The organism is Thioclava sp. JM3 (assembly GCF_002213185.1).
GTDB classification, from domain to species: domain Bacteria; phylum Pseudomonadota; class Alphaproteobacteria; order Rhodobacterales; family Rhodobacteraceae; genus Thioclava; species Thioclava nitratireducens.
On the sequence record NZ_NBOB01000002.1, the window covers coordinates 1 to 20,244 of the forward strand.

The following is a 20,244-nucleotide window of genomic DNA, read 5'->3' on the forward strand; positions in this document are numbered from 1 at the left end:
AGCAACGCCTGATCGACCCTGACACCTAAATCCTCCCCGGAGCCCCTCGTCGCACGCGGCGGGGGGCTTTCTCATGTCGCGGTCGTCTGGGCGAGCGCAACTGCGGTTTTTCGCAAATAGGCTTGTAGCAACTCCGCTCTCCCGAAATACAAACGCCGGCACGAGTGCGGGCGTGCCCATGCGCATCTTGCACAGATTTGCAGTTTTGGCTTGGAATATAATTTGACGCCTGATCGAGCCCAATACTCCCGCGTCGTCTTCGAGGCCGCCGAGTCGCCCTCGATTTGAAGCCGGCTTTCGCTCATTTCTCGCTGGGCCAGCTCAACACGCGCAGCTTCGCCCCCGATCCCGAACAGGCCATCCTGCATTGCAATGAGGCGATCCGTCTCGATCCGAACTACCTCGACGCCTTCCCCTATCGCTTCCTGATTACGACCTACGGGCAGATGGCAATCTCGATGAGGCCGAGTGGATGGCGGTGGAATACGAGTCTCTAGGGCGTTCGACGACCGTCTCGGCCCTTCTCGAGAGCGCATCCGTTCAAGACGCGGCTTATCGTGCGCGGTTTGCCGAAGGGCTTCGCAAGGCGGGTCTGGCCGAAGAGTGAGCGTTGAAAACCCGCGCGATAAGGGGGGGCAGGCGCTTAGCCGCCGAACTCCTTGCGCGCCGTCGTCGCGGCTGCGTGCAGGTGGGTCCGCATCGCTGTCTCCGCCCAATCCGGGTCGCCCGAGCAGATCGCGTCGGCGATTTCCTGATGATGCGCGGCGGAGCGCTGGATCGCCGCCTCGTCATAGCTGTGGAATGTCCGCGCGACGAGGGCGAGGTTTACTACGAGAGACAGCATCGCCTCCAGCCGCGGCGAGCGCGAGGTCGCGAGGATCAGTTGGTGGAACTCCCGGTTCGCCTCGGTGATCTCCTGGAAATCCGCATCGCCGCGCGGCGGCACATGGTCGGCCATGCGCTTGGCCAGGCGCTGCAACTCGGCGCATTCGGCTGCGTCGGCAAAGCCTGCGGCGCGTTTCGCGGCATAGGATTCCAGCAGCAGGCGGATCTGGAAGATTTGCTCGATCTCGTCGGGGCCGAGGCCCACGACGCGCAGGCCGGGGCCTGCCTCGCGGGTCAGCAACCCTTCGAGCAAGAGCCGCTTTACCGCCTCGCGGATCGGCGTGCGAGACATCTTCAGGCTCTGCGCGATTTCGGCCTCGGTGACACGCTCGTTCTCGGCGTAATGGCCCGAAAATATTCGTTTCCGAATGGCAAGATAGGCCTGCTCGGCGGCGCCGATTTTTTCGCCGCTTTCCTCCTTGTGTCCCATTCCCCCCTCCTTCGCCGGATCAGGCCGTCTGAGGCTTCGGGAAGCCGCCTGCTTTCATGAGCATCCCCGGCACCGTGTGCCCCACGGCCTCTTCGAGGGCCTTCGCTGTCTCGATCGCCTTGTCCAGATCGTATCCGGTTGTAATACCGGAGCGTTCGAACATGTAAACAAGATCCTCACTCGGGACATTGCCGGTCGCGCGCGGTGCGAAAGGGCAGCCGCCGACACCGCCGAGCGCCGCATCGAAGGAGCGCACGCCCGCCTCAAAGCCCGCCCATGCATTCGCCAGCCCGGTATTGCGGGTGTTGTGGAGATGCAGGCGGATCGGCAGGTCGGGGTAGCGCTCGCGCAGAGCCGCTACGCGCTCTGTGACGTCGCGGGGCGAGGCTACGCCGATCGTGTCAGCTAAGGTCAATTCGTCGGGCGCGGTCTCCATAACCTTATCGAGCACCCAAGTGAGCCGCGATACCGGAACCTCGCCCTCGAAAGGACAGCCGAAGCCCGCGGCGAAGGTCACGTTGGTCTTCTGCCGTCCCTTCGCGCCAGCGGCGATGTCGCGCCATTGCGCGATGCCCTCCTCGGTCGTCATGCCCTGATTGCGCTGGCTGAACGTGTCGCTGAGAACGATCGCGTAGTTCATCTCGTCGACGCCAGCGACCTGCGCGCGCAGGAAGCCGCGATGATTTAGCACCAGCCCTATATAGCGCATCCCGTCTCGGGGAAGTCGTGCGCAGATTTCCTCGGCATCGGCCATCTGCGGCACCTTCTTGGGATTAACGAAGCTGGTGATCTCCACCCGGCGCGCGCCGGCGCCGATAATGCCCTTCAAAAGCTCCAATTTTGTATCCACGGAGAGGGTCCGCTTCTCGTTTTGGATACCGTCTCTCAAGGAAACATCCACGATTTCAACGCTATTACTCAAGATTTCGCCCTCCCGAAGAAAAATTGTTGCCACGCAACTCCAAAAATGTATGCATTATTTCTGAGGAGAGTCGAGTCCGCTTCGGTGGGCCGATGTGAGGAAGAGGAAGATATACCCTATGGCCACGAAGGCAGAAACCGCGCGCAGCGGGCCGCTCAATGATGTTCGCGTGCTCGAGATGGGGCAATTGCTTGCAGGGCCATTCTGCGGGCAGCTGCTTGCCGATTTCGGCGCCGAGGTCATCAAGTGCGAGCAACCCGGCTCCGGCGATCCGCTACGGGTCTGGGGGCAGGAAAAGCCCTATGGGAAATCGCTCTGGTGGCCGGTCGTCGCGCGCAACAAGAAGTCGCTGACGCTGAACCTGCGCACCGAGGAGGGGCAGGAGATCGTGCGCGAGCTGATCCGCTCAACCGACATCCTGATCGAGAACTTCCGCCCCGGCACGATGGAGCGCTGGAACCTCGGCTATGAAGATCTGAAGAAGATCAATCCGCGCCTGATCATGGTGCGCGTCACCGGCTTCGGCCAGAGCGGACCATATTCCAAGCGCGCAGGCTATGGCGCGATTGGCGAAGCGATGGGCGGGTTGCGCTACGTCGTCGGCGATCCCTCGACGCCGCCGAGCCGCATGGGCATCTCGATCGGCGACGAACTCGCGGCGGTCTATGCCTGCATGGGCGCACTGATGGCTCTGCACGCGCGTGAGCGGACCGGGCAGGGCCAGGTCGTCGATAGCGCGATCTACGAGGCGGTTCTGGCGATGATGGAAAGCACGGTCAGCGAATATGATGTCGCAGGCTACGTGCGTCAGCGCACGGGCGCGACCCTGCCGAATGTCTCGCCTTCGAACGTCTTCGAGACCCGCGACGACAAGTTGCTGCTGATCGCGGCCAACCAGGACACGGTGTTCCGCAGATTGGCGGCCGCGATGGGACAGCCCGAGCTCGCCGAGGACGAGCGCTACGCGACCCACTCGGCGCGCGGCAAGAACATGCGTGCGCTCGACGGCAAGATCAACGAATGGACCAAGACACTCGATCTCAAGCCGCTTGAGGAGTTGCTGCACGAACATGGTGTGCCCTGCGGTCTGATCTACAGCGCGGCCGAAATGATCGACGATCCGCATTTTCAGGCGCGCGAGGCGATCGTGGAGCTGCCGCATCGCGATTTCGGCTCGATCAAGATGCAAAACGTCGCGCCACGCCTGTCCGACACCCCCGGCGAGATCCGCCATGTCGGGCCGGAACTGGGCGAGCACACGGAGGAAATTCTGGGAGGTGAGCTTGGCATGAGCTCCGACCGTATCGCGGAGCTGCGCGAGGCGGGGATCGTCTGAGCTTTTAGTTCGGCGCGTGCCGTGGAGGAACAGCGCGCGTCGGGCATTGATGGCATTTCGCCAGACAAAAGGCCGGCAAAGAGGTCGGCACTCATTGGGAGGACTATCATGAAATCATACGCAATTGCTGCGATGCTCGTCGGCAGCGCGCTGATCGGCACCACTGGACAGGCGATGGCCGAAAAGACCCTGCGCGCGACCGTTCAGGTGTCGGTCGATCATCCGATCGGAGCGAACCTCGTGACCTTCAAGGACGAGGTTGAGAAGCTCTCTGGCGGCGATATCAAGGTCGAGATCTATGATAGCGCGCAGCTCTTCAAAGGGAGCGAGGTCCCGAAAGCAGTGGCGAGCGGCGCGATCGGCATGGGCGTCGTGCTGGCGGACGAGTATTCCGGCACCGTCCCCGCCGCCGGCATCTTCAGCGAGCCCTTCCTGTTCCCGAGCTATGATGTGCTCGCCAAGGCGGCCGAGCCCGACAGCCCGGTGCGCAAGACCTTCGACGAGCTGATCGGCAAGACCGGGACGAAGGTTCTCTGGTGGCAGGATTACGGCCCGGTCCAGATCCTCTCGAAGGACGAGCCGATCCGCACCCCCGCCGACATGAAGGGCAAACTGGTGCGCGCTCTGGGCAAGCCCTCGGGTGACTTCATCGAGGCTGTGGGTGGCACACCGGTTGTGATGGGCGGCTCCGAGCAGTTCATGGCCTATCAGCGCGGCACCGTCGATATCGGCATGAGCGGCACGACCGCCACAAAATCGCGCAAGCTCTATGAAGTGATGAACAACGTTACAATGACGAACCACGCGCTGGCCGAGTTCATCGTTGTCATCAATCCCGATGTCTACGCTTCGCTGAGCGACGAGGAGAAGGGCTGGGTCGATCAAGCCGCGCATGATGCCGAGATGTCGATGCGGGCCAATACCCGGCAGGAGAACGAGGATGCCGCGAAATGGCTGCAAGAAAGCGGCAACGCGACGGTGACCGACCTGACCGACGATGAGATGGAGCAGTGGCGCAAGGCTTCGGCCCCGGCGATCGATATCTATATCAAAGATGCGGGCGATGTCGGCCAGAAGTTGGTTGACGAAGTTCGCGCGCTCTACTGATCGCGGCTCCGCGCCATTATGGATGAGCATATTCCTCAGCGGTCGGAGGCCCCTTCGGGGGGCTCCGGTTCCCCGGGCGGTCCGCGCGCGCTGCGGGCCGTCGACTCTGTTTCCTCCATCGCGGCATGGGGGGCGGATATCGCCATCGTCGCGATCTGCTGCATGGTCAGCTACGAGGCGCTCGCGCGCTATGTTCTACACGCGCCGACGCGCTGGACGGCGGATGTCGCGACGACACTGATGCTGTGGCTGACCTTCATCGCGATGGCGCAAAGCCTGCGCCATCGGCGGATGATCCGGATCACCGCGCTGATCGCAAATCGCAGCCCCAATGTCGCTCGACTGGTGGAGCTGTTCTCGCTGGTCGTAATTGGCGGCTTCTCCGTCATGGCGGTCTGGCTCTGCTGGGGCGAGTTGATTGAAAGCTTCGAGATGGGGCGACGAACGGCGAGCATGCTGCAGATGCCGCAATGGATCGTGGAGGCGCCCGTCGTCGTGGGCTACGCATTGCTCGCGCTGCAGGCCTTCGCGGATGCAGCCCGGCTCTGGATGCGGCCGCCGCCCGAGTTCAGCCATGCTGAAGATCCGGAATTTCACGAAGACGAGGGGCAGGGCGCATGATCCCGGTTATGATTATCCTCGGCCTGATCGCGTTGCTGCTGACAGGGCTGCCGGTGGCTTTCGGCCTCGCCACCTTCGGCACGCTTCTGATCGTGCTCAAGGGGCTGCCGCTTGCGCTGATCCCCGCGAACCTTTTCGGCGGAGTAAATGACTTTGTCCTGCTCGCGGTGCCGCTGTTCCTGCTGATGTCCAACATCTTGCTGCGCGGCGGGGTCGGGCGCGATCTGTTCGTGGCGCTGCAAAGCTGGGTGGGCCATCTGCCCGGAGGGCTCGGCATCGCGGCGCTTCTATCCTGCGGTGTCTTCGCGGCGATCTCGGGCAGTTCGGTGACCACCGCCGCGACCGTCGGCACCGTCGCGATCCCGGAGATGACCAATCGCGGCTACGGCAAATCCTTCACGCTGGGGCTGCTTGCGGCGGGCGGCACACTGGGCATCCTGATCCCTCCCTCGATCCCGCTGATCGTCTACGGGGTGATCGCCGAGGAAAGCATCGGCAAACTTTTTCTCGCCGGGATCGGTCCGGGCCTCGCCCTGATCGTCGTCTTTGGTATCTACGCGGTGTTCGCCTCCACCATCGGTTCGCGCGCGAGCGCCACGCCGAAAGCTACCTGGCCCGAGCGCTTCCGGGCGAGCCGCCGGGCCATGCCGACCGCGATCCTTGCGGTGATCATGCTGGGCGGCATCTACTCCGGCGCTTTCACGCCCACCGAAGCCTCGGGCATCGGCGCCTCGGTCGCGCTGCTAATCACGGTGCTGCAACGCTCGCTTAGCTGGAAGGGCTTCCTTGCCGCGGTGCGGGATTCCGTCATGACGACCTCGGTGATCTTCCTTATCGTCATCGGCGCGAAGATCTTCGGTCGCGCGATCACCCTCTACCAGATCCCCGCGCAGGTCGCGCATATGTTCGAGATCGCCGGAGACAACCGTTGGGTCTTTCTGCTGATCGTGTCTATCATCCTGCTCTTTGTCGGGCTGTTCCTCGAGAGCATGTCGATGCTGCTGATCATGGTGCCGGTGTTCCTGCCGACCGTGATCGGGCTGGGGATCGATCCGGTCTGGTTCGGCGTCTATTTCGTCCTGCTGATCGAAATCGCGCTGATCACGCCGCCGGTCGGGCTCAATCTCTTCGTCATACAGGCGATCGCAAAAACCGGGATCGGCACGGTGATCAAGGGGGTGACGCCCTTCGTGCTGCTCATGCTGCTCGTCGCGGTGACGATGTGCCTGCTGCCCGGCCTCGCGCTTTTCATACCGTTTCGCTTGTGACCGGGTCGGGCGGTGCGACATATTGCGGGGCCGCGACCGAAGCGTGGCCCGGACGCCCCGCCCGCGCGGGCGTGGCGCGGGATTTGTCGGGGTCGGGGAGGGCTGCGACAGTCTCGCGAAGACAGATGGTCAGGGAGAGACCAGAGGGAGGAGAATATGCGTCTTGGATTTTCACAGGATAGGCCCGCCGGATGATTGAACCTGTCATCGTGGTGATCGCCTTGATCGGCCTGATCGGCATCGGCGCGCCGATCTTTCTCGCATTGGGCGCAAGCGGGCTGCTCGGGCTTTGGATGGCGCGTGGATCGCTCGCCTTCTTCTTCGCGCCGACCTCGTTTTTCGGCCAGCTCAATTCATTCGAACTGATCGCGCTGCCGTTGTTTATCCTCATGGGCAACTTGCTGGGTGCGACGCCTGTGGGCAAGAACCTGTTCAAGGCGGCGGCGCTGTGGCTGCAATGGCTACGCGGCGGGCTGGCGATCGCGACCGTGGGTGCGTCTGCGATCTTCGGCGCGGTGTCCGGGGTTTCCGTCGCGGGTGTCGCGGCAGTGGGCTCCATCGCAGTGCCGCAGATGCTGGAGCGCGGCTATTCTCGCGGTCTCGCGGCTGGTTCGGTCGCCTCGTCGGGTGCGCTCGCGATGCTGATCCCGCCCTCGGTGCCCTTCATCATCTACGGCGCGGTGTCGGGCGTCTCGGTCGGCTCGCTCTTCATCGGGGGTATCCTGCCCGGGATCGCGTTGGCGGCGGCATTATCGCTCTACATCTATATCCGCGTGCGCCTGAAGCCCGAACAAGCCCCGCGCGAGGAAGGTCCCGCGCCGTCGATGGGCGAGAAATTTCGCTCGCTCGCCGGTATCTGGCACGCATTGCTGCTCGTCGCGATCGTCCTGGGCTCGATCTATTCCGGCATCGCAACCCCATCCGAGGCCGCGGCCTTCGGGGCGTTGGGAGCGTTTCTCATCGCGGTTCTGGTGTTCCGAGCGCTGACATGGCGCAGCTTCGCGCTGATCCTGTCCTCCTCGGTCAAGGTTTCCTGCACGATCCTGCTGATCATCGGCTGCGCGAAGATTTTTGGCGATTACCTCAATCTCGTGCGGGTGCCCGAGATCGTGGCGAAGAGCCTGACCTCGACCAGCCTGCCGAACTGGGGGATCCTCGTGATCCTGATGCTGGCGCTGATCCTGTTGGGGATGTTGGTCGACGCGGTGTCGCTGATCGTGGTGACGACGCCGATCCTGCTGCCGCTGATCCAGACCTTGGGATACGACCCGCTCTGGTTCGGGATCATTCTGGTGATGAACCTCGAGATCGCGGTGGTCACGCCGCCGGTCGGACTGAACCTCTACGCGCTGCGCGGCGTCTGCCCGATGCTCAGTGTCGAAGAAATCGTCCGCTCCATCGTGCCCTTCGTCGCGGTGCAATTCGTGATGCTGATGATCTTCGTGCTGTTTCCCGGGATCAGCCTCTGGCTGCCAAGCCTGCTGTGACCGGATCGTTGCTGCAAATTCAAAGGGAGGAGAACCTAAAATGACGCAGACAAGACGCAATTTCCTGAAAAGCGGGGCCGCACTCATGGGAGGGAGCGCGGTTCTGGGGATGGCTGGCAGTCCGGCCTTCGCGAGCACTACGCTGACGGGCGTGAGCTACCTTCCGCCAAGCTACAAGGCGCTGGCCTACGGCTCGGCGGGTTTCGTCGAGCGGCTCAACAAGAGCGATGCCGTCACGGTCGATTACTACGACAGCGCGAAGCTGCTGAAGGCCGACGAGCAGCTGCCTGCCCTGCGCGCCGGCACGATCGACTTCATGTTCCATACCACGAGCTACATCACACGTTCGGTGCCGATCCTCGGTGTGACCGGTCTGCCTGGCGTGGTAGAAGAGCTTTATGAGAATCCCGACCGGCTGAAGAAAGGCAGTCCGCTGTTCGACCTGATCAACGAGCAGCTGGCGAAGGAAGACCTCTACATGGTCTCGATGATGGGCAACATCCTGCAGCCGGAATACATCTGGTCGAGCGCGGACGCCCCAGTCCGCGCGATCGCCGACGTGAAAGGCAAGAAAGTCCGCGTCGTCAGTTTCGAGGGCACCAAGGTCATCGAAAACTTCGGTGGCGCGGCGGTGCGCATTCCGTCCTCGGAACTCTATCTGGGTCTGCAGCGCGGCACGGTCGACGCGGCGGTGGCGAATATCTCGACGATCATCGGGCGCTCGCTGCAAGAGCAGCTGCACCAAGTCTACAAGCTGCCGATTACCGGCTTTGGGATCGGTCTCTTCGTCACGCCGAAGCGCTGGGAGGCGATGGATGCCGACGCCAAGGCCGCGTTCGAAGCCGCCGCAGACTGGTTCGACGAGAACGGCGCGAAGGAGGCCAATGACGTCATCTACAAGGATGAATACTGGCCGATGATCGAGAAGGCTGGGATTGAGGTGATCGAGCCGTCGGAGGAAGATCTGCAAGCTCTGAACAAGGCGGCCGAAGAGGTGCGCGCGGCTTGGATCGACGAGGTCGGCAAGGACCTTGGCGAGCGCGCCATCGCGCTTGCGACCGGTCGGGCGAGCTAAAGGGAGGGCGCCGTGAGGACGATTTTCAACCGTATCGTGCGGGGCACGCGGTTCCTCGGCCAGCTGGTTCTGGTCTTCATGGTTCTGACGATCTGCTACGATGCGATGATGCGATACATCTTCGCGGCGCCGACGTCCTGGTCTCTCGAGATCAACACGTTCCTGATCGTCTATGTCGCCGTGCTGGTGGCTGCGGACGTTCAGCGAACGGATAGCCATATCCGGATCACCTTCTTCGTCGAGACTGCGCGCCCCCTGGTGAAACGAGGGTCGCAGGCGATCATCGCGCTGGCGGGAATGGCGTTTGCGGGGATCATGACATGGCGGGGCTTCCTGATGGCCTTTCAGGCTTGGGATTACGGCGAGCGGGTCTCGTCGAGCTTCGGCACGCCGATGGTGATCCCCTACGCGCTGCTGCCGCTCGGTTTCGGGACGCTGACTTTGCAGTTCCTTTTCGACTTGCTCGACGCGACAATCTCGCCGGATAGGGATATCGGCACCGGTCAGCAAGACCTCCAATAGCGCGTGACCATCAAGCGCCAAGACGACCCTCGCTTCGGTATCTGAAAGACCCTTGGTTGACCTCTGGGTAAAGCCCCTCTTTTCGTGACGGTTGGTGAACCGACTTCGAACTCAACGCTCATCCTCGTTGATCGCGCGATCTGAAGGCAGTTCATACCATCAGCTCATCTTTCGCTGCGCTGTCGATCTGCGAGGCGATGAACGATCGTGGTTTGCTGTCTGAGGCCGAGGTCGTCGGCGTGCTCGAAGATGCGGCCACAAGTCGTGAACACGCGGCTGCCGCATCTCTCGCAGGGGAGGTGTATCTGGCCACGGCAGAGCTGATCCGCGCAATCGTCGGAGGCGGAAATCCCGTGCGCAGGCTTTGATCGGGATTTAGGGTTCTTTCGAGAGCCGGAGTTGGCGCAACATCGCGAATAGATCTGCCCTTTAGATATTCCTGATACCGGTTCTTCTCAGGAGGTGAGGCTCCGCAAATGTGGGGGGCGTTCGAGCGAGGATATCTAGGGCAAGCTTTGCCTAGTCGAAACCCGTGGTCTTTCGCCATTGACTGGGCCGCGAGAATGAATCGGATATCGGATCGAGAGGCGCGTCAGGAGTTCGGGGTCCGGACCGGAGATTGCACCAGGTCTCAGATTCCTCGGCGCCTGACCATCGTAAAGCAGATCCCTGGTCCCCATATAGATCACACCGGCGACAAGCATCCCGGTCCGACATGGACCAAGAATTGACGTCGGTCGATAAAAGGATCGATGACATGTCCTTCAAGGACCTGACTACTCGGGCCGCAGCGGCGCTGAAGCCTGCGCCCGAGAAGACTGCCAAGCCTTCTGCCGAGAAGAGCGAGCCTAAGGCCGCCAGCAAGGAAGCGCCGGCGAAATCCAAGACTTCTTAAGACCTGCGCAGACCCGCGCCCCGGCCCTGGCAAGGGCGCGGGTCATTCGCTCATGATGTGAGAGGATTAGGCCAGTGGAAGAACTTACACGCAAGACCGTCGCGGTTTTTTCCCGCCCGTTCAACATTCCGGGGTTTGCCGAGACACTCCCGGCGGGAGAGTATGAGATCGAGACGGAGCTAGTCTCGCCTCCGGATCGGAAGAACCCCGAAACCTGGAAAGCTTCCGTCATGGTGAAGCTTCATCCCAGAGCCACACATCCCGGATTGGTAAGGACGCTGACCGTTTCCCTGGCCGATCTCGATCACGCGCGTGCCAGAGACAAGCTTACGGGCCGTGCCCTGTCGGACTTTTTCGTGGAAGAGATGCTTTCGGATCCGATGGTGCGCCTCGTGATGGAAGCCGATGGTTTCTCGGAGGCGCATCTGCGCCATCTCTACTCGGTATTCCGGTCGCCTGATCCTGATCTATCCAGACTGGAGCCCCTGCCGGCTCCCGAAAGACGGCGCTACGAAGCCTCCATTCTGGCCGCCGAAAACGAAGGGATGCCGACGAGTCCGGAAACACGACCGAGAAATTAGCGGCTTAGCGAGGCGTCTGGCTGCCCCATTGCTAGCCGACATGGCTGTGGGCGTGGCTGCCACTCTTATCTGACCGTATTGGAGCGTCATTTGGCCTGCCTCGACATTCTTCACACAACGACCTACCGATACCGGGGAGACGTCTCTCTCGGTCCGCACAGGTTGATGCTGCGCCCGCGCGAGACGCGAGAATTGCGGCTGCTCTCGCACGCGCTCTCCATTACGCCGGCGGCGCACATAACATGGGCGCATGATGTGGCGGGCAACGCCATCGCCACTGCCGTGTTCGACGACCAGACTGATCATCTGGCAATCGAAAGTCGTGCGACCGTGGAATTGACGGCGTCGGCCTGGCCGGTCTTCGCCATCGCTGCATCGGCAGCCCAATATCCTTTTCTCTACGCTGCGGACGACTGGACGGATTTGGGGGCGCTGACCAAGCCGCAATATCAAGACATCCAAGGCCGCCTTTCTCGCTGGGTCGAGAACTTCGTCATGGGGCGCCCGACTGACACATTGTCTCTGCTGAAGGACATCAGCACCGGGGTGTTCACGCAGATTTCCTACCAGAGCCGGGAGGATGAGGGCACCCAATCGCCGGCCGAAACACTCGACCGGTGCTGGGGTTCGTGCCGCGACTTCGCAGTCCTGCTTGCCGAGGCCGTCCGCCATCTCGGTTTCGGAGCCCGCATCGTCTCGGGGTATCTCTTCAATCCCGAAATGAACCTTGTGGGATCGGCTGGCTCAGGGGCGACCCACGCATGGGCCGAGATATTCGTCCCCGGCGCCGGATGGATCGCATTCGACCCGACAAATCGCAGCGTCGGGTCGCAGAACCTGATACCGGTCGCGGTCGGTCGAGGCATCCATCAGGTCTCACCGATTTCGGGCAGCTTCTCAGGATTTGGCAACGCGCTCTATGATCTCTCTGTTGAGGTCTCCGTTCAAAACGGGCGCGCCGCCGTGTCCGTGGCGGAGGAGGCAAGTTTCGACAACCTGCCAAGGCGGTAATCAGGTGATGGGTGCTTTGCGCGTTCAGTCGCGATGAAAGTCGATATTTCCGAATTCCTTCCGGGTGCGCTTTTTGACCGCTTGAATACAATCCTCTGGCACGTCGCAGGTGAAGCCGCCTGATCCGCTAATAGTCACGAAGCCATCCCGTGCGCGTCCTTCAAACCGGAAGATCGTTTTTTCTGCGCCAGTCACAAAAACGCCTTGGCCGGGCTGAATTGCATCTTCCATTTTCAATCTCCCTCTCGTTTCCGCCCTCAGGCAGCTAATGAAACGAACCGCCATACTCCTGCAAAGAGCCTCAACCTTTGCGGTGCGGATTGACATGGCCGCACCGGGGAGGCTCGCGGGTCAAGAAAGCAGCAATAACTCAATAACCCCTGACATGCTCTCCTGAAACGTCCCCGTTTTGAAGCTAGCTTGTTTCCCAAACGAGGAGAGGCGAGTTGGGCTTACGGCTGCTTCATTGCCGCAATGACACGCGTATGCAATTCTGAGGGCAGGGTGTCTATCGCGCGTGCAATGGCAATGAGGTCCTGTCGTGCGGCATGCAGCTGGTCAAGGAGCGACATCACGATCGCCAACGCCGTTTCGTCGAGGTCAAGATCATGGGAAAGATCGCACAGTAACTCCAATCGCGCGATGTCGACGCGGCGAAAAATAAAACCAGTTTCGCCCTTTGCCGGCCGAACGAGTTCGCCTTCGATAAAGCTCAAAAGCTGGCTTCTTGTGAGCCGGGTGACGTTGGAAATCACGTCCTCTTCGGAAAACCTGTCCGTCATGCGCTGGCCCTCTTCATCAAATCAACACGCGGATCGAAGCGATGTGTCTTGCGCCACTCGGTGAGGAAATTGCGCAGATCCTCGTCAATGCTGGGTGGTGTCACGATCTTCAGCTCAACCCGCTGATCACCCTTGGTTTTGCGCTTCGCGTTGGCGATGCCACGTCCACGCAAACGTAAGACCTGGCCCGAATTCGCGCCTGCTGGGATCGTGAGCCCGACGGGGCCGTCAATGGTCGGCGTGGTGACTTTGCCGCCGAGAACGGCCTCTTCGATGGTGATGGGGAGCGTTACCAGGATATCATCGCCGTCTCGGTCGAAAACCGGATGAGCCCCCACCAGAACGGTGATCAACGCATCTCCCGCAGGAGCACCGCCATAGCCAGGCGCCCCCTTGCCGCGCAACCGAAGTGTCTGGCCGTCTTCAGTGCCCCGTGGGATCTTGACTGTCAGGCTTTGTCCATCGGGCAGCGTGATGTGGGTTTCCGCTCCGCGCGCAGCATCCAGAAACGGCACGTTGAGCGAATAGCGCGCGTCGGCGCCGCGCGCGGAAAAACCACGGTCGCCGAAGTCGCCAGCGCCAGACCGTCCGCGATTGCGCAATATGTCAGCGAAGATATCTGCCGGATCGACATCCGGTCCAAACCCGCGCTGTCGATGATAGCCGTTGTCGGATGAGCCCGAGAAATCACGGTAATACTGGCGCTGCGGACGTTCTGCACCGAGGCCATCGATTTCTCCGGCGTCATAGCGCGCACGGGTTTCGGGATCTTTCAGGATGTCGTAAGCGGCTGATATCGCCTTGAACCGCGCTTCGGCGCCTGCGTCATCCGGGTGCAAATCAGGATGGCTTGTCCGCACAAGTTTGCGATACGCCTTCTTGATTTCGTCAGCTGTGGCGGCCTTGGTCAGGCCAAGGACTTTGTATGGATCATCGGGCATCCAGGTTTCCTGTTCGGCGAGCGATGCATCGTAAGTACAGAGCGCGTGCGGAAATGGGTTCACTTGTCGTTGGATGCCACGAGAAGAGGTCTTAGGTCCGTGATCCACGTCAATGTGGAAATGCCGTGTGCTGAGCGATGTGGGGTCAAACGGCGGCGAGCCCACGGCAAACGCGGCGAGCGAGGAGGCTGCCACCCATGAGGGAGTATTGACCCAAAGCCGGGATCAAGACGTCTCAGTAAGCATTCAGGAAAGTGGATCGCGCTGAACGCCGACTGATCAGCCCCGTCTCTCGGGGAGCGGGGAAATCAGTTAACTCGGCGCAGCCGTTTATTTCGTCACAGCCTGTTTTGCGCCGGCTTTGACAGGGGTCGGATTTGTCGGCGCACGACGAAAACCGACGCCTTTCCGGAAGCCTTTCTTGGCGGGCTGGCTCAGGAAATCCTTGAGGTCGAGTTGTTTCTTTTGAGGGGAATAGCCCATGATCGTTCTCCGCGTAGACAGGTGAATTTTGAACCCGCCCGCACATCCTGATCCGCAATGCCGGATGGGTGGTTCTACAGATGTTTCGAACCTGGACTGCGCAAAGGTATTCGAGCAGAGAAGACTCTCGCCCCATGGGCGCGTTCGCGGACCGGAAGACACCGGTCCGCGAACGGTTTTATCAGGCGAGTTCGAGATCCTTGGCGGATTCCCGACCATCGCGGCCGGTTTCGATCTCGAAGGTCACTTTCTGACCGTCGTCGATCTGGGAAAGGCCCGCCCGTTCGAGCGCGCTGATGTGCAGGAACACGTCCTTGCGACCGTTCTCGGGTTGGATAAAGCCGAAGCCTTTGCCGGGGTTGAACCATTTCACGGTGCCATTGGCCATCGTATCGTCTCCTTGTTTGGAAATCTGCCCGCAGGATGCGGCAGGTCGGCCGGTCAGATCGAAAAGCAAACTGAGGCCGATGAAGGAGACAGGGTGCGGTCGGAATAACGAAGCTCCCTATAGATGGGGCGGGCGGGCGGCGATACAAGGTGCAACCGAGAAATGAGATGAGAAATGCGACTCTCAACCCAGATGCGCGTTCCGGGGTGAGGGCGGGCGGCCTTTCTCGGTATCGAGAAAGGCCTCGACCTGCGCGCTTACTTCGGCGGCCGGAGGCCCGGACGGTATCACCAGGGAGCAGGCGCCCGTGCCCTTGCGCCAGCCCCATTCTCCACGATCGGCAGGATCAGCTTGCGGTGAAGCGAAAGGGCCGTAAAAAAGCTTCGATCACATAGCCTGCAGCCTTGGCGCTTCGCGCGGCGGGCCCCGTTACGGACGGGGTGCCACAGGGGCGAACCGGTCAGGCCGCAAGGGCACGAGCCGCTGGTTCACATGGCACGAAACCGGCGGTGCCTGCGGCACCGAGGAAGGCGCTGCGGGCATCGCCCACGGAACCCAGGCAGTCCATCGCGGCCTCGATGCATTCGATCGCATGGTCTTGCGCGGTGTCGGCGACGGGCCACTTCTTGCGAAGCCAGTAATGCACCTGTTCGATGGTGCTGAAGTTCTTGACGTCGCCTTCGGGCGACACGACGAGAGAGATGGGTTTGCCCCAGTAAATTTCGATCATGTTTCGTATCTTTCCAAGAGTGCGTGAAGGGACCAGTCTGACTGGTCGCGCGATCACGGAGGCACGGTGCGGGCGAGGCCTGCGCCATGCGGTGAATTGGGTCGACGCGCGGTATTGCGCGCCAGATGTCTTTCCGTTCGGATCGTGACGCTTCAGCGTCAACGCGCGCGGATCACGATCCGGCACTTTCGATGTGCGAAGCTCGCGGCGAACCCGCAAGGGGTGGAATATGTGCTATCGACCAGAGCCCGCGAGGCATGGTTGCTGAGAGGCTGGTCTGCTCGAACGGCGTCACGGCGCTATGGGCCGGGTGAGGCTCCTTTTCCTTATGCCGCCTTCGAAAACGCGCGGCCCGACAAAGCTCAAGATCGTCGCTGAGCCGGAAGGAACAGGGTCCGAGAATTAAGATATGCAAGTTCACAGATAAGCGATCGGCGCCGCGATTGCGAGGAAATTGCAGTGCGCGCCCGCGTTTTCGCACAACAGATTGATTGTGCCCGATATTAATCGGCTTTCGTCAGGGCGAGGCCGGGTAGCGCGATGGAGTGCCGCGCATTTCCTTTGCTTAATGGGTCAAACTGGCGTAGACAGATCGAGCTACGTTATTCCCTTCTGCAACCTGTCTCCCTACTTGGCTTCAGTCTGCCTTTTTGAATTGACTGAGCCGGGCTGTCGCATTCCGCGGACCGCAATATTTGAGGAGACATCACGATGGCCAATGGCACCGTGAAGTGGTTCAACCAGACCAAAGGCTTCGGCTTTATCGAAGCGAAGACCGGTGGACGTGACATTTTCGTCCACGTTTCGGCCCTCGAGCGCGCGGGCCTCTCGCAGCTCGATGACGGACAGGCCGTCACCTACGAGATCGAAACCGGACGCGACGGGCGTGAGTCCGCCTGCGATCTGGCGCTCGGCTGAACGCAAAGGTTCCATATCCGGCCCGGTGGGCCGGATTTCGCAACCAAGGAGGGCATATGCCCCGCAATTACAATGTGGACGGCTTTTTCCGTGATCTGCCCAAGAAAGCCACGACGGCTCAGGACAAGACGGATGCTGCAGTGCGCCTCATCCGTGACGATGACGCCGAGAAAAGAGCGGAGCTGACCGCGACCTTGCGCGCGGCGCGCATGGAGCGGGATGCAGACGAAAGTGCCGCGGCAGAGGCTCCGCGCGGGAAGAAGCCACGACGCTGACCGGATATTTCGGTCATCCACAGGAATTTCCCGAGTATCTCTCGGGGATTAAAGGGAGGGCCGAAATATGGCTGTCGAAAAAATGCCTGCGGGCAAGAAGTCCCAGACGAAGGACCACGCGCATTCCAAGGGCCATGCAGCCCTTGCTTGGCACCACTTCTTCCGGAGTTTGTCCGAAGAAAAGATATCGGACGAGCGCAGCGCCCTGTCGGGCGGTGTTCAGGAATAGTCTTCCCTGAAAATAGGGACCGGAGTTCCTGGCAAGAGGGCTGAGCGATGTGAGGTTTCACAAGAACTTAACGATGCTCGCCACACGACTTGTCGGGAGGCAAAGCGGCGGGAGGAAACTCCTGCCGCTTCGCTTTCTTAGCGATAGGTTTTCTACCGTCAGAATTCTAATAAGAGAACCGGATAGAGCGATCCGACGAGCAGAGCGGCCATCGTGAAATTGAAGACCCGCAAGCGGAACGGGTTCGACAACCAACGCCGAACGACCGTTCCGCTCAAGAGCGATATCGACCTGCCAAATCCGATCGTCGCGGATCCGCAGTGCCTCGGGCAATTGCTGTCGAACCTGTTGGGCAATGCAGTGACGCATGGCGACCGAAGCCAGCCGATCCAGGTGCGGGGCTTTGAAAGAAGCGGCGAATTGTTCCTCTCGGTCAATAACCGAGGCGCGCCGATCCCAGATGCGGTTCGGGCTTCGCTGTTCCAGCCCTTTTCGCGACCCGGAAAGCAGAGCAGCCTGCAGGGATTGGGGCTCGGTCTTTACATCGCGGCCGAAATCGCGCGGGCCCACGATGGAGAGTTGACCGTCGAGTCCACCGCTTCAGCCGGCACGACCTTCACGCTGCGGATGCCGTCTCAGGCGCAATAGAGGATATTGAGAGTTTTTCGTCAGGTGACGGCCGCGGCGAGTTCGCCGGGGCTGATCGGTTTTGACACAAAAGCACTGCGCTTGGGCAGGTCTAATGTTTCGGGCGCTGAATGCCCCGACATGATGATGATCTGGCACGCGGAAAACCTGCGCCGCACCTCATGCGCGAGTCCCACTCCGTCCATTTTGCCTGGCATATCGATATCGGTAATTAGCAGGTCAATTTCATGCCGTGCTTCTAGCAGGTTGAGTGCAGCATCAGCGGAGTTCGCCTCGATCACATCGTAGCCCAGTTCTTCGAGCCCGAGAACGAGATCCATCCTTATGATGGCCTCGTCCTCGACGACGAGCACCTTGATTGCGTCATTGCGCATCGCTTCACCTTGGTGCCTGAGGAAGAGGTGCGCTTTGCCAAGACACAAGGACAACACGCCATAGCGGAAGAGCATCTGGCATACAGAATACGTTAGCCAACGCTGTCGCACATGAGAGGTTCCCTTGCGAATTTAATATTTATCTATTCTCGGTGCGTGTCGCGTCAGTCACGGTCAAAACGGCGGGGTCGGTATGGGACGTCACGGGGCGCTCGGCAACAAATGCGGCAGTCGTGTCGAGATCGGCGCTAATCCGCGAGATGATCCGCGATCAGAGCCCGGTCCGTGTGGCTTGGAACTTGGCTGCGGCCATTGGGGATGGCTTTGAAGACTTGCCGCGAAGTAGGGGCTCGCTTTCTAGTATCCAATAAACGGCAGCTGGTCAGCAGGTGCCCTCGCGAGCGTCTAAAGTGGCCAGACGATCAGTAGCAGCGGCAAGCTTACGGCCACGACGATCATCTCGAGCGGCAGTCCAAGCTTCCAGTAGTCGCCGAAGCGAAAGCCGCCCGACCCGAGGATGAGAGTGTTGTTCTGATGCCCGATCGGCGTGAGGAAAGCACAAGATGCCCCGATCGCCACCGCCATCAGGAAACTGTCGGGGTTCACGTCGAGCGAAGCGGCGATGCCCAGGGCAACTGGGCTCAGCACCGCTGCTGTGGCCGCATTGTTCATCAAATCCGATAGGAACATCGTGGTGACCAGAATTGCCGCCAGAGCCGCGATGGAGTTCCCGCGCGCGATCGTCTCGACCAGAAAACGCGCCAGAACATCTGCCGCGCCAGTGGTCTGCATCGCGCCGGCCACCGGGATAAGCGATCCCAGCAGGACGATGACTGGCCAGTCGATGGCTTTGTAGACCTGCCCGGGCGGCACGGTTCGCAGGAGCATCGAGCCCAGAACCCCCAACGTAAAGGCCACGGATGCCGGCAGCAGGCCGAAGGTGGCAATGCCGATAGAGCCAAGCAAGAGCGCGCTGGCGATGATCGCCATTCGCGCGTTGGGAAGATGCAATTCCCGCTCTCCCAGAGGCGCGCAGCCGGTCTCGTTCATGAAGTCGGCCATGATCTCGGCGGGCCCCTGCATCATCAGCAGGTCGCCGGGCTTCAGCTTAAGCGTCCGCAGCCGCGTCCGCGGGGGGCGTCCTTCCCGTGAGACGGCCAGAAGATTGAGGCCGTAGCGCGTCCGCAGCCGCAGGTCTGTCGCGGACTGCCCGACGATCGTAGAGCCCGGAAGCACCGCGAATTCGCGCAACACGATATCCTCGTCGCGGTCCGAAGGCTTCGTCGCTGCAGCGGTGTCCTCGGCGGACGTGTTGCTCTCGGCTTCATCGTTTTCGGTCTGTGACGTCGTCTCTCCGGCTTTCCTTTCCGCTCGCGCCGACCCGCTCTCCTCCTCTTCAAGCGTGATGCCGAAGGCCGACAATACTTCGCCCAGCTCTTGAGCTTCGGCCTCCAGGATCAGAACGTCGTCCGCCTGTATGCGCCGTCCGCCATGTGGCGCGGTCATCCGCACGTCGTTGCGGATTAGCCCGATGATCTGCGCGCCGCTTTTTTCAATCCCGCGTTCGAACTTGCGCAGGGTCAGTCCCACGGCCTTACTTTTTTCGGGCACCCGAACCTCGGTGAGATAGCTGCCGGTATCGAAACCTGCCGTGCTCATCGGTTTGCGGGCAGGCACGATGCGCCATCCCAGAAGCGCGATGAACGCCACGCCGACAACGGCGACCGCCACACCTACGGGGGCATAGTCGAACATACCGAACTGCCCCAATCCGGCTTCGGCGCGAAAACCCGAGACGATCAGGTTGGGCGGTGTGCCGACCAGCGTGGTCATGCCGCCGAGGATCGTGCCAAAGGCCAGGGGCATCAGCATCTGCCCAGGTGTCAGGTCCAGCCGCCCGGCGAGCCGGATCGCGACCGGCATGAGAAGCGCCAGCGCTCCGACGTTGTTCATGAAGCCAGAAAGAACAGCCGAAAGGGCTATGAGCGCCGTCATGCTGGTCAGACGCTTTGCCTCGGAAGGTAGAATTGCCCCCGCCAGCCAGTCTACCGCCCCGGTATTTTGTAACCCCTGACTTAGTATCAGAACGCAGGCCACCGTGATCACGGCAGGATGGCCAAATCCCGCAAACGCCGCATCGGCCGGAACCAACCCGGTCAAGATGCAGGCCATCAGCGAAGCCAAGGCAACCAGGTCGTGGCGAAGCCTCCCCCAAAGAAACAGCGAGAGGGTTCCGGCCAGAATCGCAAACAAGGTGATTTGTGGCGCTGTCATCCTGCGGTCCTTGGTCGTGAGGTCCGCTGCTATGATGGCAGGAACCACATGCCTTCGATACG

The 20,244-nt window shown here is 61.1% G+C and carries 26 protein-coding genes and 1 pseudogene; 16 read left to right on the forward strand and 11 right to left on the reverse strand.

Annotated features, from left to right (window positions below):
• The first annotated feature begins 284 nt into the window (after nt 1-284).
• Nucleotides 285-497 (forward strand): tetratricopeptide repeat protein, encoded by a 213-nt coding sequence (locus B6V73_RS03330; protein ID WP_088724515.1) that lies wholly within the window; start codon nt 285-287, stop codon nt 495-497.
• A 146-nt stretch (nt 498-643) separates the two neighbouring features.
• Here B6V73_RS03330 and B6V73_RS03335 read toward each other — a convergent pair whose 3' ends face one another.
• Nucleotides 644-1,315: a GntR family transcriptional regulator gene (locus B6V73_RS03335; RefSeq protein WP_088724516.1), complete on the reverse strand. Its 672-nt coding sequence runs from the start codon at nt 1,313-1,315 to the stop codon at nt 644-646.
• A gap of 19 nt (nt 1,316-1,334) precedes the next feature.
• Nucleotides 1,335-2,270 carry a hydroxymethylglutaryl-CoA lyase gene (locus B6V73_RS03340; protein WP_240504088.1) on the reverse strand — a complete coding sequence of 312 codons (936 nt, stop codon included), beginning with the start codon at nt 2,268-2,270 and terminating at the stop codon, nt 1,335-1,337.
• Nucleotides 2,271-2,355: 85 nt separating this feature from the next.
• Here B6V73_RS03340 and B6V73_RS03345 point away from each other — a divergent pair, with 85 nt between their 5' ends.
• From B6V73_RS03345 to B6V73_RS03395, 11 genes are all read left to right on the forward strand, one after another.
• Entirely contained in the window at nt 2,356-3,573 is a 1,218-nt protein-coding gene (locus B6V73_RS03345; protein WP_088724518.1) for a CoA transferase, read from the forward strand.
• Nucleotides 3,574-3,681: 108 nt separating this feature from the next.
• Entirely contained in the window at nt 3,682-4,680 is a 999-nt protein-coding gene (gene dctP / locus B6V73_RS03350) for a TRAP transporter substrate-binding protein DctP (RefSeq protein ID WP_088724519.1), read from the forward strand.
• An 18-nt stretch (nt 4,681-4,698) separates the two neighbouring features.
• A complete protein-coding gene (locus tag B6V73_RS03355) occupies nt 4,699-5,301 on the forward strand; it encodes a TRAP transporter small permease (protein WP_088724520.1) in 603 nt (200 codons plus the stop codon).
• Entirely contained in the window at nt 5,298-6,569 is a 1,272-nt protein-coding gene (locus B6V73_RS03360; protein WP_199224708.1) for a TRAP transporter large permease, read from the forward strand. Before B6V73_RS03355 ends, B6V73_RS03360 begins: the two co-directional genes overlap by 4 nt.
• Before the next feature lie 191 nt (nt 6,570-6,760).
• On the forward strand, nt 6,761-8,056 hold the full coding sequence (locus tag B6V73_RS03365) for a TRAP transporter large permease subunit (protein WP_088724521.1): 1,296 nt from the start codon (nt 6,761-6,763) through the stop codon (nt 8,054-8,056).
• A 40-nt stretch (nt 8,057-8,096) separates the two neighbouring features.
• Nucleotides 8,097-9,131: a TRAP transporter substrate-binding protein DctP gene (gene dctP / locus B6V73_RS03370; RefSeq protein ID WP_088724522.1), complete on the forward strand. Its 1,035-nt coding sequence runs from the start codon at nt 8,097-8,099 to the stop codon at nt 9,129-9,131.
• A 12-nt stretch (nt 9,132-9,143) separates the two neighbouring features.
• Entirely contained in the window at nt 9,144-9,653 is a 510-nt protein-coding gene (locus tag B6V73_RS03375; RefSeq protein WP_206185556.1) for a TRAP transporter small permease, read from the forward strand.
• A gap of 197 nt (nt 9,654-9,850) precedes the next feature.
• On the forward strand, nt 9,851-10,021 hold the full coding sequence (locus B6V73_RS20675; RefSeq protein WP_088724523.1) for a hypothetical protein: 171 nt from the start codon (nt 9,851-9,853) through the stop codon (nt 10,019-10,021).
• A 389-nt stretch (nt 10,022-10,410) separates the two neighbouring features.
• Nucleotides 10,411-10,548, forward strand: coding sequence for a hypothetical protein (locus B6V73_RS20680; protein WP_168174860.1), 138 nt, complete (start codon nt 10,411-10,413; stop codon nt 10,546-10,548).
• A gap of 74 nt (nt 10,549-10,622) precedes the next feature.
• Complete coding sequence (locus tag B6V73_RS03390) at nt 10,623-11,129, forward strand: hypothetical protein (protein WP_088724525.1); 507 nt, start codon at nt 10,623-10,625, stop codon at nt 11,127-11,129.
• A gap of 90 nt (nt 11,130-11,219) precedes the next feature.
• Nucleotides 11,220-12,140, forward strand: coding sequence for a transglutaminase family protein (locus B6V73_RS03395; RefSeq protein WP_088724526.1), 921 nt, complete (start codon nt 11,220-11,222; stop codon nt 12,138-12,140).
• Nucleotides 12,141-12,164: 24 nt separating this feature from the next.
• Here B6V73_RS03395 and B6V73_RS03400 read toward each other — a convergent pair whose 3' ends face one another.
• The 6 genes from B6V73_RS03400 to B6V73_RS03420 all read right to left on the reverse strand — a co-directional run bounded on the left by B6V73_RS03400 (nt 12,165) and on the right by B6V73_RS03420 (nt 15,464).
• Nucleotides 12,165-12,371 (reverse strand): hypothetical protein, encoded by a 207-nt coding sequence (locus B6V73_RS03400; RefSeq protein ID WP_078572562.1) that lies wholly within the window; start codon nt 12,369-12,371, stop codon nt 12,165-12,167.
• 221 nt (nt 12,372-12,592) lie between these two features.
• Nucleotides 12,593-12,922, reverse strand: coding sequence for a chaperone modulator CbpM (locus B6V73_RS03405; protein ID WP_088724527.1), 330 nt, complete (start codon nt 12,920-12,922; stop codon nt 12,593-12,595).
• Nucleotides 12,919-13,863, reverse strand: coding sequence for a J domain-containing protein (locus tag B6V73_RS03410; RefSeq protein WP_088724528.1), 945 nt, complete (start codon nt 13,861-13,863; stop codon nt 12,919-12,921). Before B6V73_RS03410 ends, B6V73_RS03405 begins: the two co-directional genes overlap by 4 nt.
• 330 nt (nt 13,864-14,193) lie before the next feature.
• Nucleotides 14,194-14,346: a hypothetical protein gene (locus B6V73_RS20685; protein ID WP_157771556.1), complete on the reverse strand. Its 153-nt coding sequence runs from the start codon at nt 14,344-14,346 to the stop codon at nt 14,194-14,196.
• Between the two features lie 181 nt (nt 14,347-14,527).
• Nucleotides 14,528-14,734, reverse strand: coding sequence for a cold-shock protein (locus B6V73_RS03415; RefSeq protein WP_075777126.1), 207 nt, complete (start codon nt 14,732-14,734; stop codon nt 14,528-14,530).
• Nucleotides 14,735-15,194: 460 nt separating this feature from the next.
• Entirely contained in the window at nt 15,195-15,464 is a 270-nt protein-coding gene (locus tag B6V73_RS03420) for a DUF982 domain-containing protein (protein ID WP_088724529.1), read from the reverse strand.
• Nucleotides 15,465-16,175: 711 nt separating this feature from the next.
• Here B6V73_RS03420 and B6V73_RS03425 point away from each other — a divergent pair.
• The 3 genes from B6V73_RS03425 to B6V73_RS20690 all read left to right on the forward strand — a co-directional run bounded on the left by B6V73_RS03425 (nt 16,176) and on the right by B6V73_RS20690 (nt 16,886).
• Nucleotides 16,176-16,382, forward strand: a complete 207-nt coding sequence (locus tag B6V73_RS03425) for a cold-shock protein (RefSeq protein ID WP_088724530.1) — start codon at nt 16,176-16,178, stop codon at nt 16,380-16,382.
• 56 nt (nt 16,383-16,438) lie between these two features.
• Nucleotides 16,439-16,657 (forward strand): hypothetical protein, encoded by a 219-nt coding sequence (locus tag B6V73_RS03430; protein WP_075777128.1) that lies wholly within the window; start codon nt 16,439-16,441, stop codon nt 16,655-16,657.
• A gap of 67 nt (nt 16,658-16,724) precedes the next feature.
• Entirely contained in the window at nt 16,725-16,886 is a 162-nt protein-coding gene (locus tag B6V73_RS20690; protein ID WP_157771557.1) for a hypothetical protein, read from the forward strand.
• A 158-nt stretch (nt 16,887-17,044) separates the two neighbouring features.
• Here the strand turns inward: B6V73_RS20690 and B6V73_RS21065 are convergent.
• Nucleotides 17,045-17,158 (reverse strand): annotated as a pseudogene (locus tag B6V73_RS21065) (LysE family translocator); the annotation flags it as partial.
• Here B6V73_RS21065 and B6V73_RS03435 point away from each other — a divergent pair.
• A complete protein-coding gene (locus B6V73_RS03435; RefSeq protein ID WP_206185557.1) occupies nt 17,106-17,534 on the forward strand; it encodes an ATP-binding protein in 429 nt (142 codons plus the stop codon). The pseudogene B6V73_RS21065 and the gene B6V73_RS03435 sit on opposite strands and share 53 nt — an antisense overlap.
• A 20-nt stretch (nt 17,535-17,554) precedes the next feature.
• Here B6V73_RS03435 and B6V73_RS03440 read toward each other — a convergent pair whose 3' ends face one another.
• Both B6V73_RS03440 and B6V73_RS03445 read right to left on the reverse strand, forming a co-directional pair.
• Nucleotides 17,555-17,983: a response regulator gene (locus tag B6V73_RS03440; protein ID WP_206185558.1), complete on the reverse strand. Its 429-nt coding sequence runs from the start codon at nt 17,981-17,983 to the stop codon at nt 17,555-17,557.
• Between the two features lie 330 nt (nt 17,984-18,313).
• Nucleotides 18,314-20,230, reverse strand: coding sequence for an SLC13 family permease (locus B6V73_RS03445; protein ID WP_240504089.1), 1,917 nt, complete (start codon nt 20,228-20,230; stop codon nt 18,314-18,316).
• Between the last annotated feature and the right edge of the window lie 14 nt (nt 20,231-20,244).

What these genes read in the sequence shown, in the direction of transcription:
- B6V73_RS03405 (WP_088724527.1), bottom strand. Translation starts at nt 12,922, where the DNA reads ATGACGGACAGGTTTTCCGAAGAGGACGTGATTTCCAACGTCACCCGG.
- B6V73_RS20675 (WP_088724523.1), top strand. Translation starts at nt 9,851, where the DNA reads ATGAACGATCGTGGTTTGCTGTCTGAGGCCGAGGTCGTCGGCGTGCTC.
- dctP (WP_088724522.1), top strand. Translation starts at nt 8,097, where the DNA reads ATGACGCAGACAAGACGCAATTTCCTGAAAAGCGGGGCCGCACTCATG.
- B6V73_RS20680 (WP_168174860.1), top strand. Translation starts at nt 10,411, where the DNA reads ATGTCCTTCAAGGACCTGACTACTCGGGCCGCAGCGGCGCTGAAGCCT.
- B6V73_RS20690 (WP_157771557.1), top strand. Translation starts at nt 16,725, where the DNA reads ATGGCTGTCGAAAAAATGCCTGCGGGCAAGAAGTCCCAGACGAAGGAC.
- B6V73_RS03345 (WP_088724518.1), top strand. Translation starts at nt 2,356, where the DNA reads ATGGCCACGAAGGCAGAAACCGCGCGCAGCGGGCCGCTCAATGATGTT.
- dctP (WP_088724519.1), top strand. Translation starts at nt 3,682, where the DNA reads ATGAAATCATACGCAATTGCTGCGATGCTCGTCGGCAGCGCGCTGATC.
- B6V73_RS03425 (WP_088724530.1), top strand. Translation starts at nt 16,176, where the DNA reads ATGGCCAATGGCACCGTGAAGTGGTTCAACCAGACCAAAGGCTTCGGC.
- B6V73_RS03430 (WP_075777128.1), top strand. Translation starts at nt 16,439, where the DNA reads ATGCCCCGCAATTACAATGTGGACGGCTTTTTCCGTGATCTGCCCAAG.
- B6V73_RS03360 (WP_199224708.1), top strand. Translation starts at nt 5,298, where the DNA reads ATGATCCCGGTTATGATTATCCTCGGCCTGATCGCGTTGCTGCTGACA.
- B6V73_RS03420 (WP_088724529.1), bottom strand. Translation starts at nt 15,464, where the DNA reads ATGATCGAAATTTACTGGGGCAAACCCATCTCTCTCGTCGTGTCGCCC.
- B6V73_RS03410 (WP_088724528.1), bottom strand. Translation starts at nt 13,863, where the DNA reads ATGCCCGATGATCCATACAAAGTCCTTGGCCTGACCAAGGCCGCCACA.
- B6V73_RS03415 (WP_075777126.1), bottom strand. Translation starts at nt 14,734, where the DNA reads ATGGCCAATGGCACCGTGAAATGGTTCAACCCCGGCAAAGGCTTCGGC.
- B6V73_RS03440 (WP_206185558.1), bottom strand. Translation starts at nt 17,983, where the DNA reads ATGCTCTTCCGCTATGGCGTGTTGTCCTTGTGTCTTGGCAAAGCGCAC.
- B6V73_RS03365 (WP_088724521.1), top strand. Translation starts at nt 6,761, where the DNA reads ATGATTGAACCTGTCATCGTGGTGATCGCCTTGATCGGCCTGATCGGC.
- B6V73_RS03335 (WP_088724516.1), bottom strand. Translation starts at nt 1,315, where the DNA reads ATGGGACACAAGGAGGAAAGCGGCGAAAAAATCGGCGCCGCCGAGCAG.
- B6V73_RS03355 (WP_088724520.1), top strand. Translation starts at nt 4,699, where the DNA reads ATGGATGAGCATATTCCTCAGCGGTCGGAGGCCCCTTCGGGGGGCTCC.
- B6V73_RS03400 (WP_078572562.1), bottom strand. Translation starts at nt 12,371, where the DNA reads ATGGAAGATGCAATTCAGCCCGGCCAAGGCGTTTTTGTGACTGGCGCA.
- B6V73_RS20685 (WP_157771556.1), bottom strand. Translation starts at nt 14,346, where the DNA reads ATGGGCTATTCCCCTCAAAAGAAACAACTCGACCTCAAGGATTTCCTG.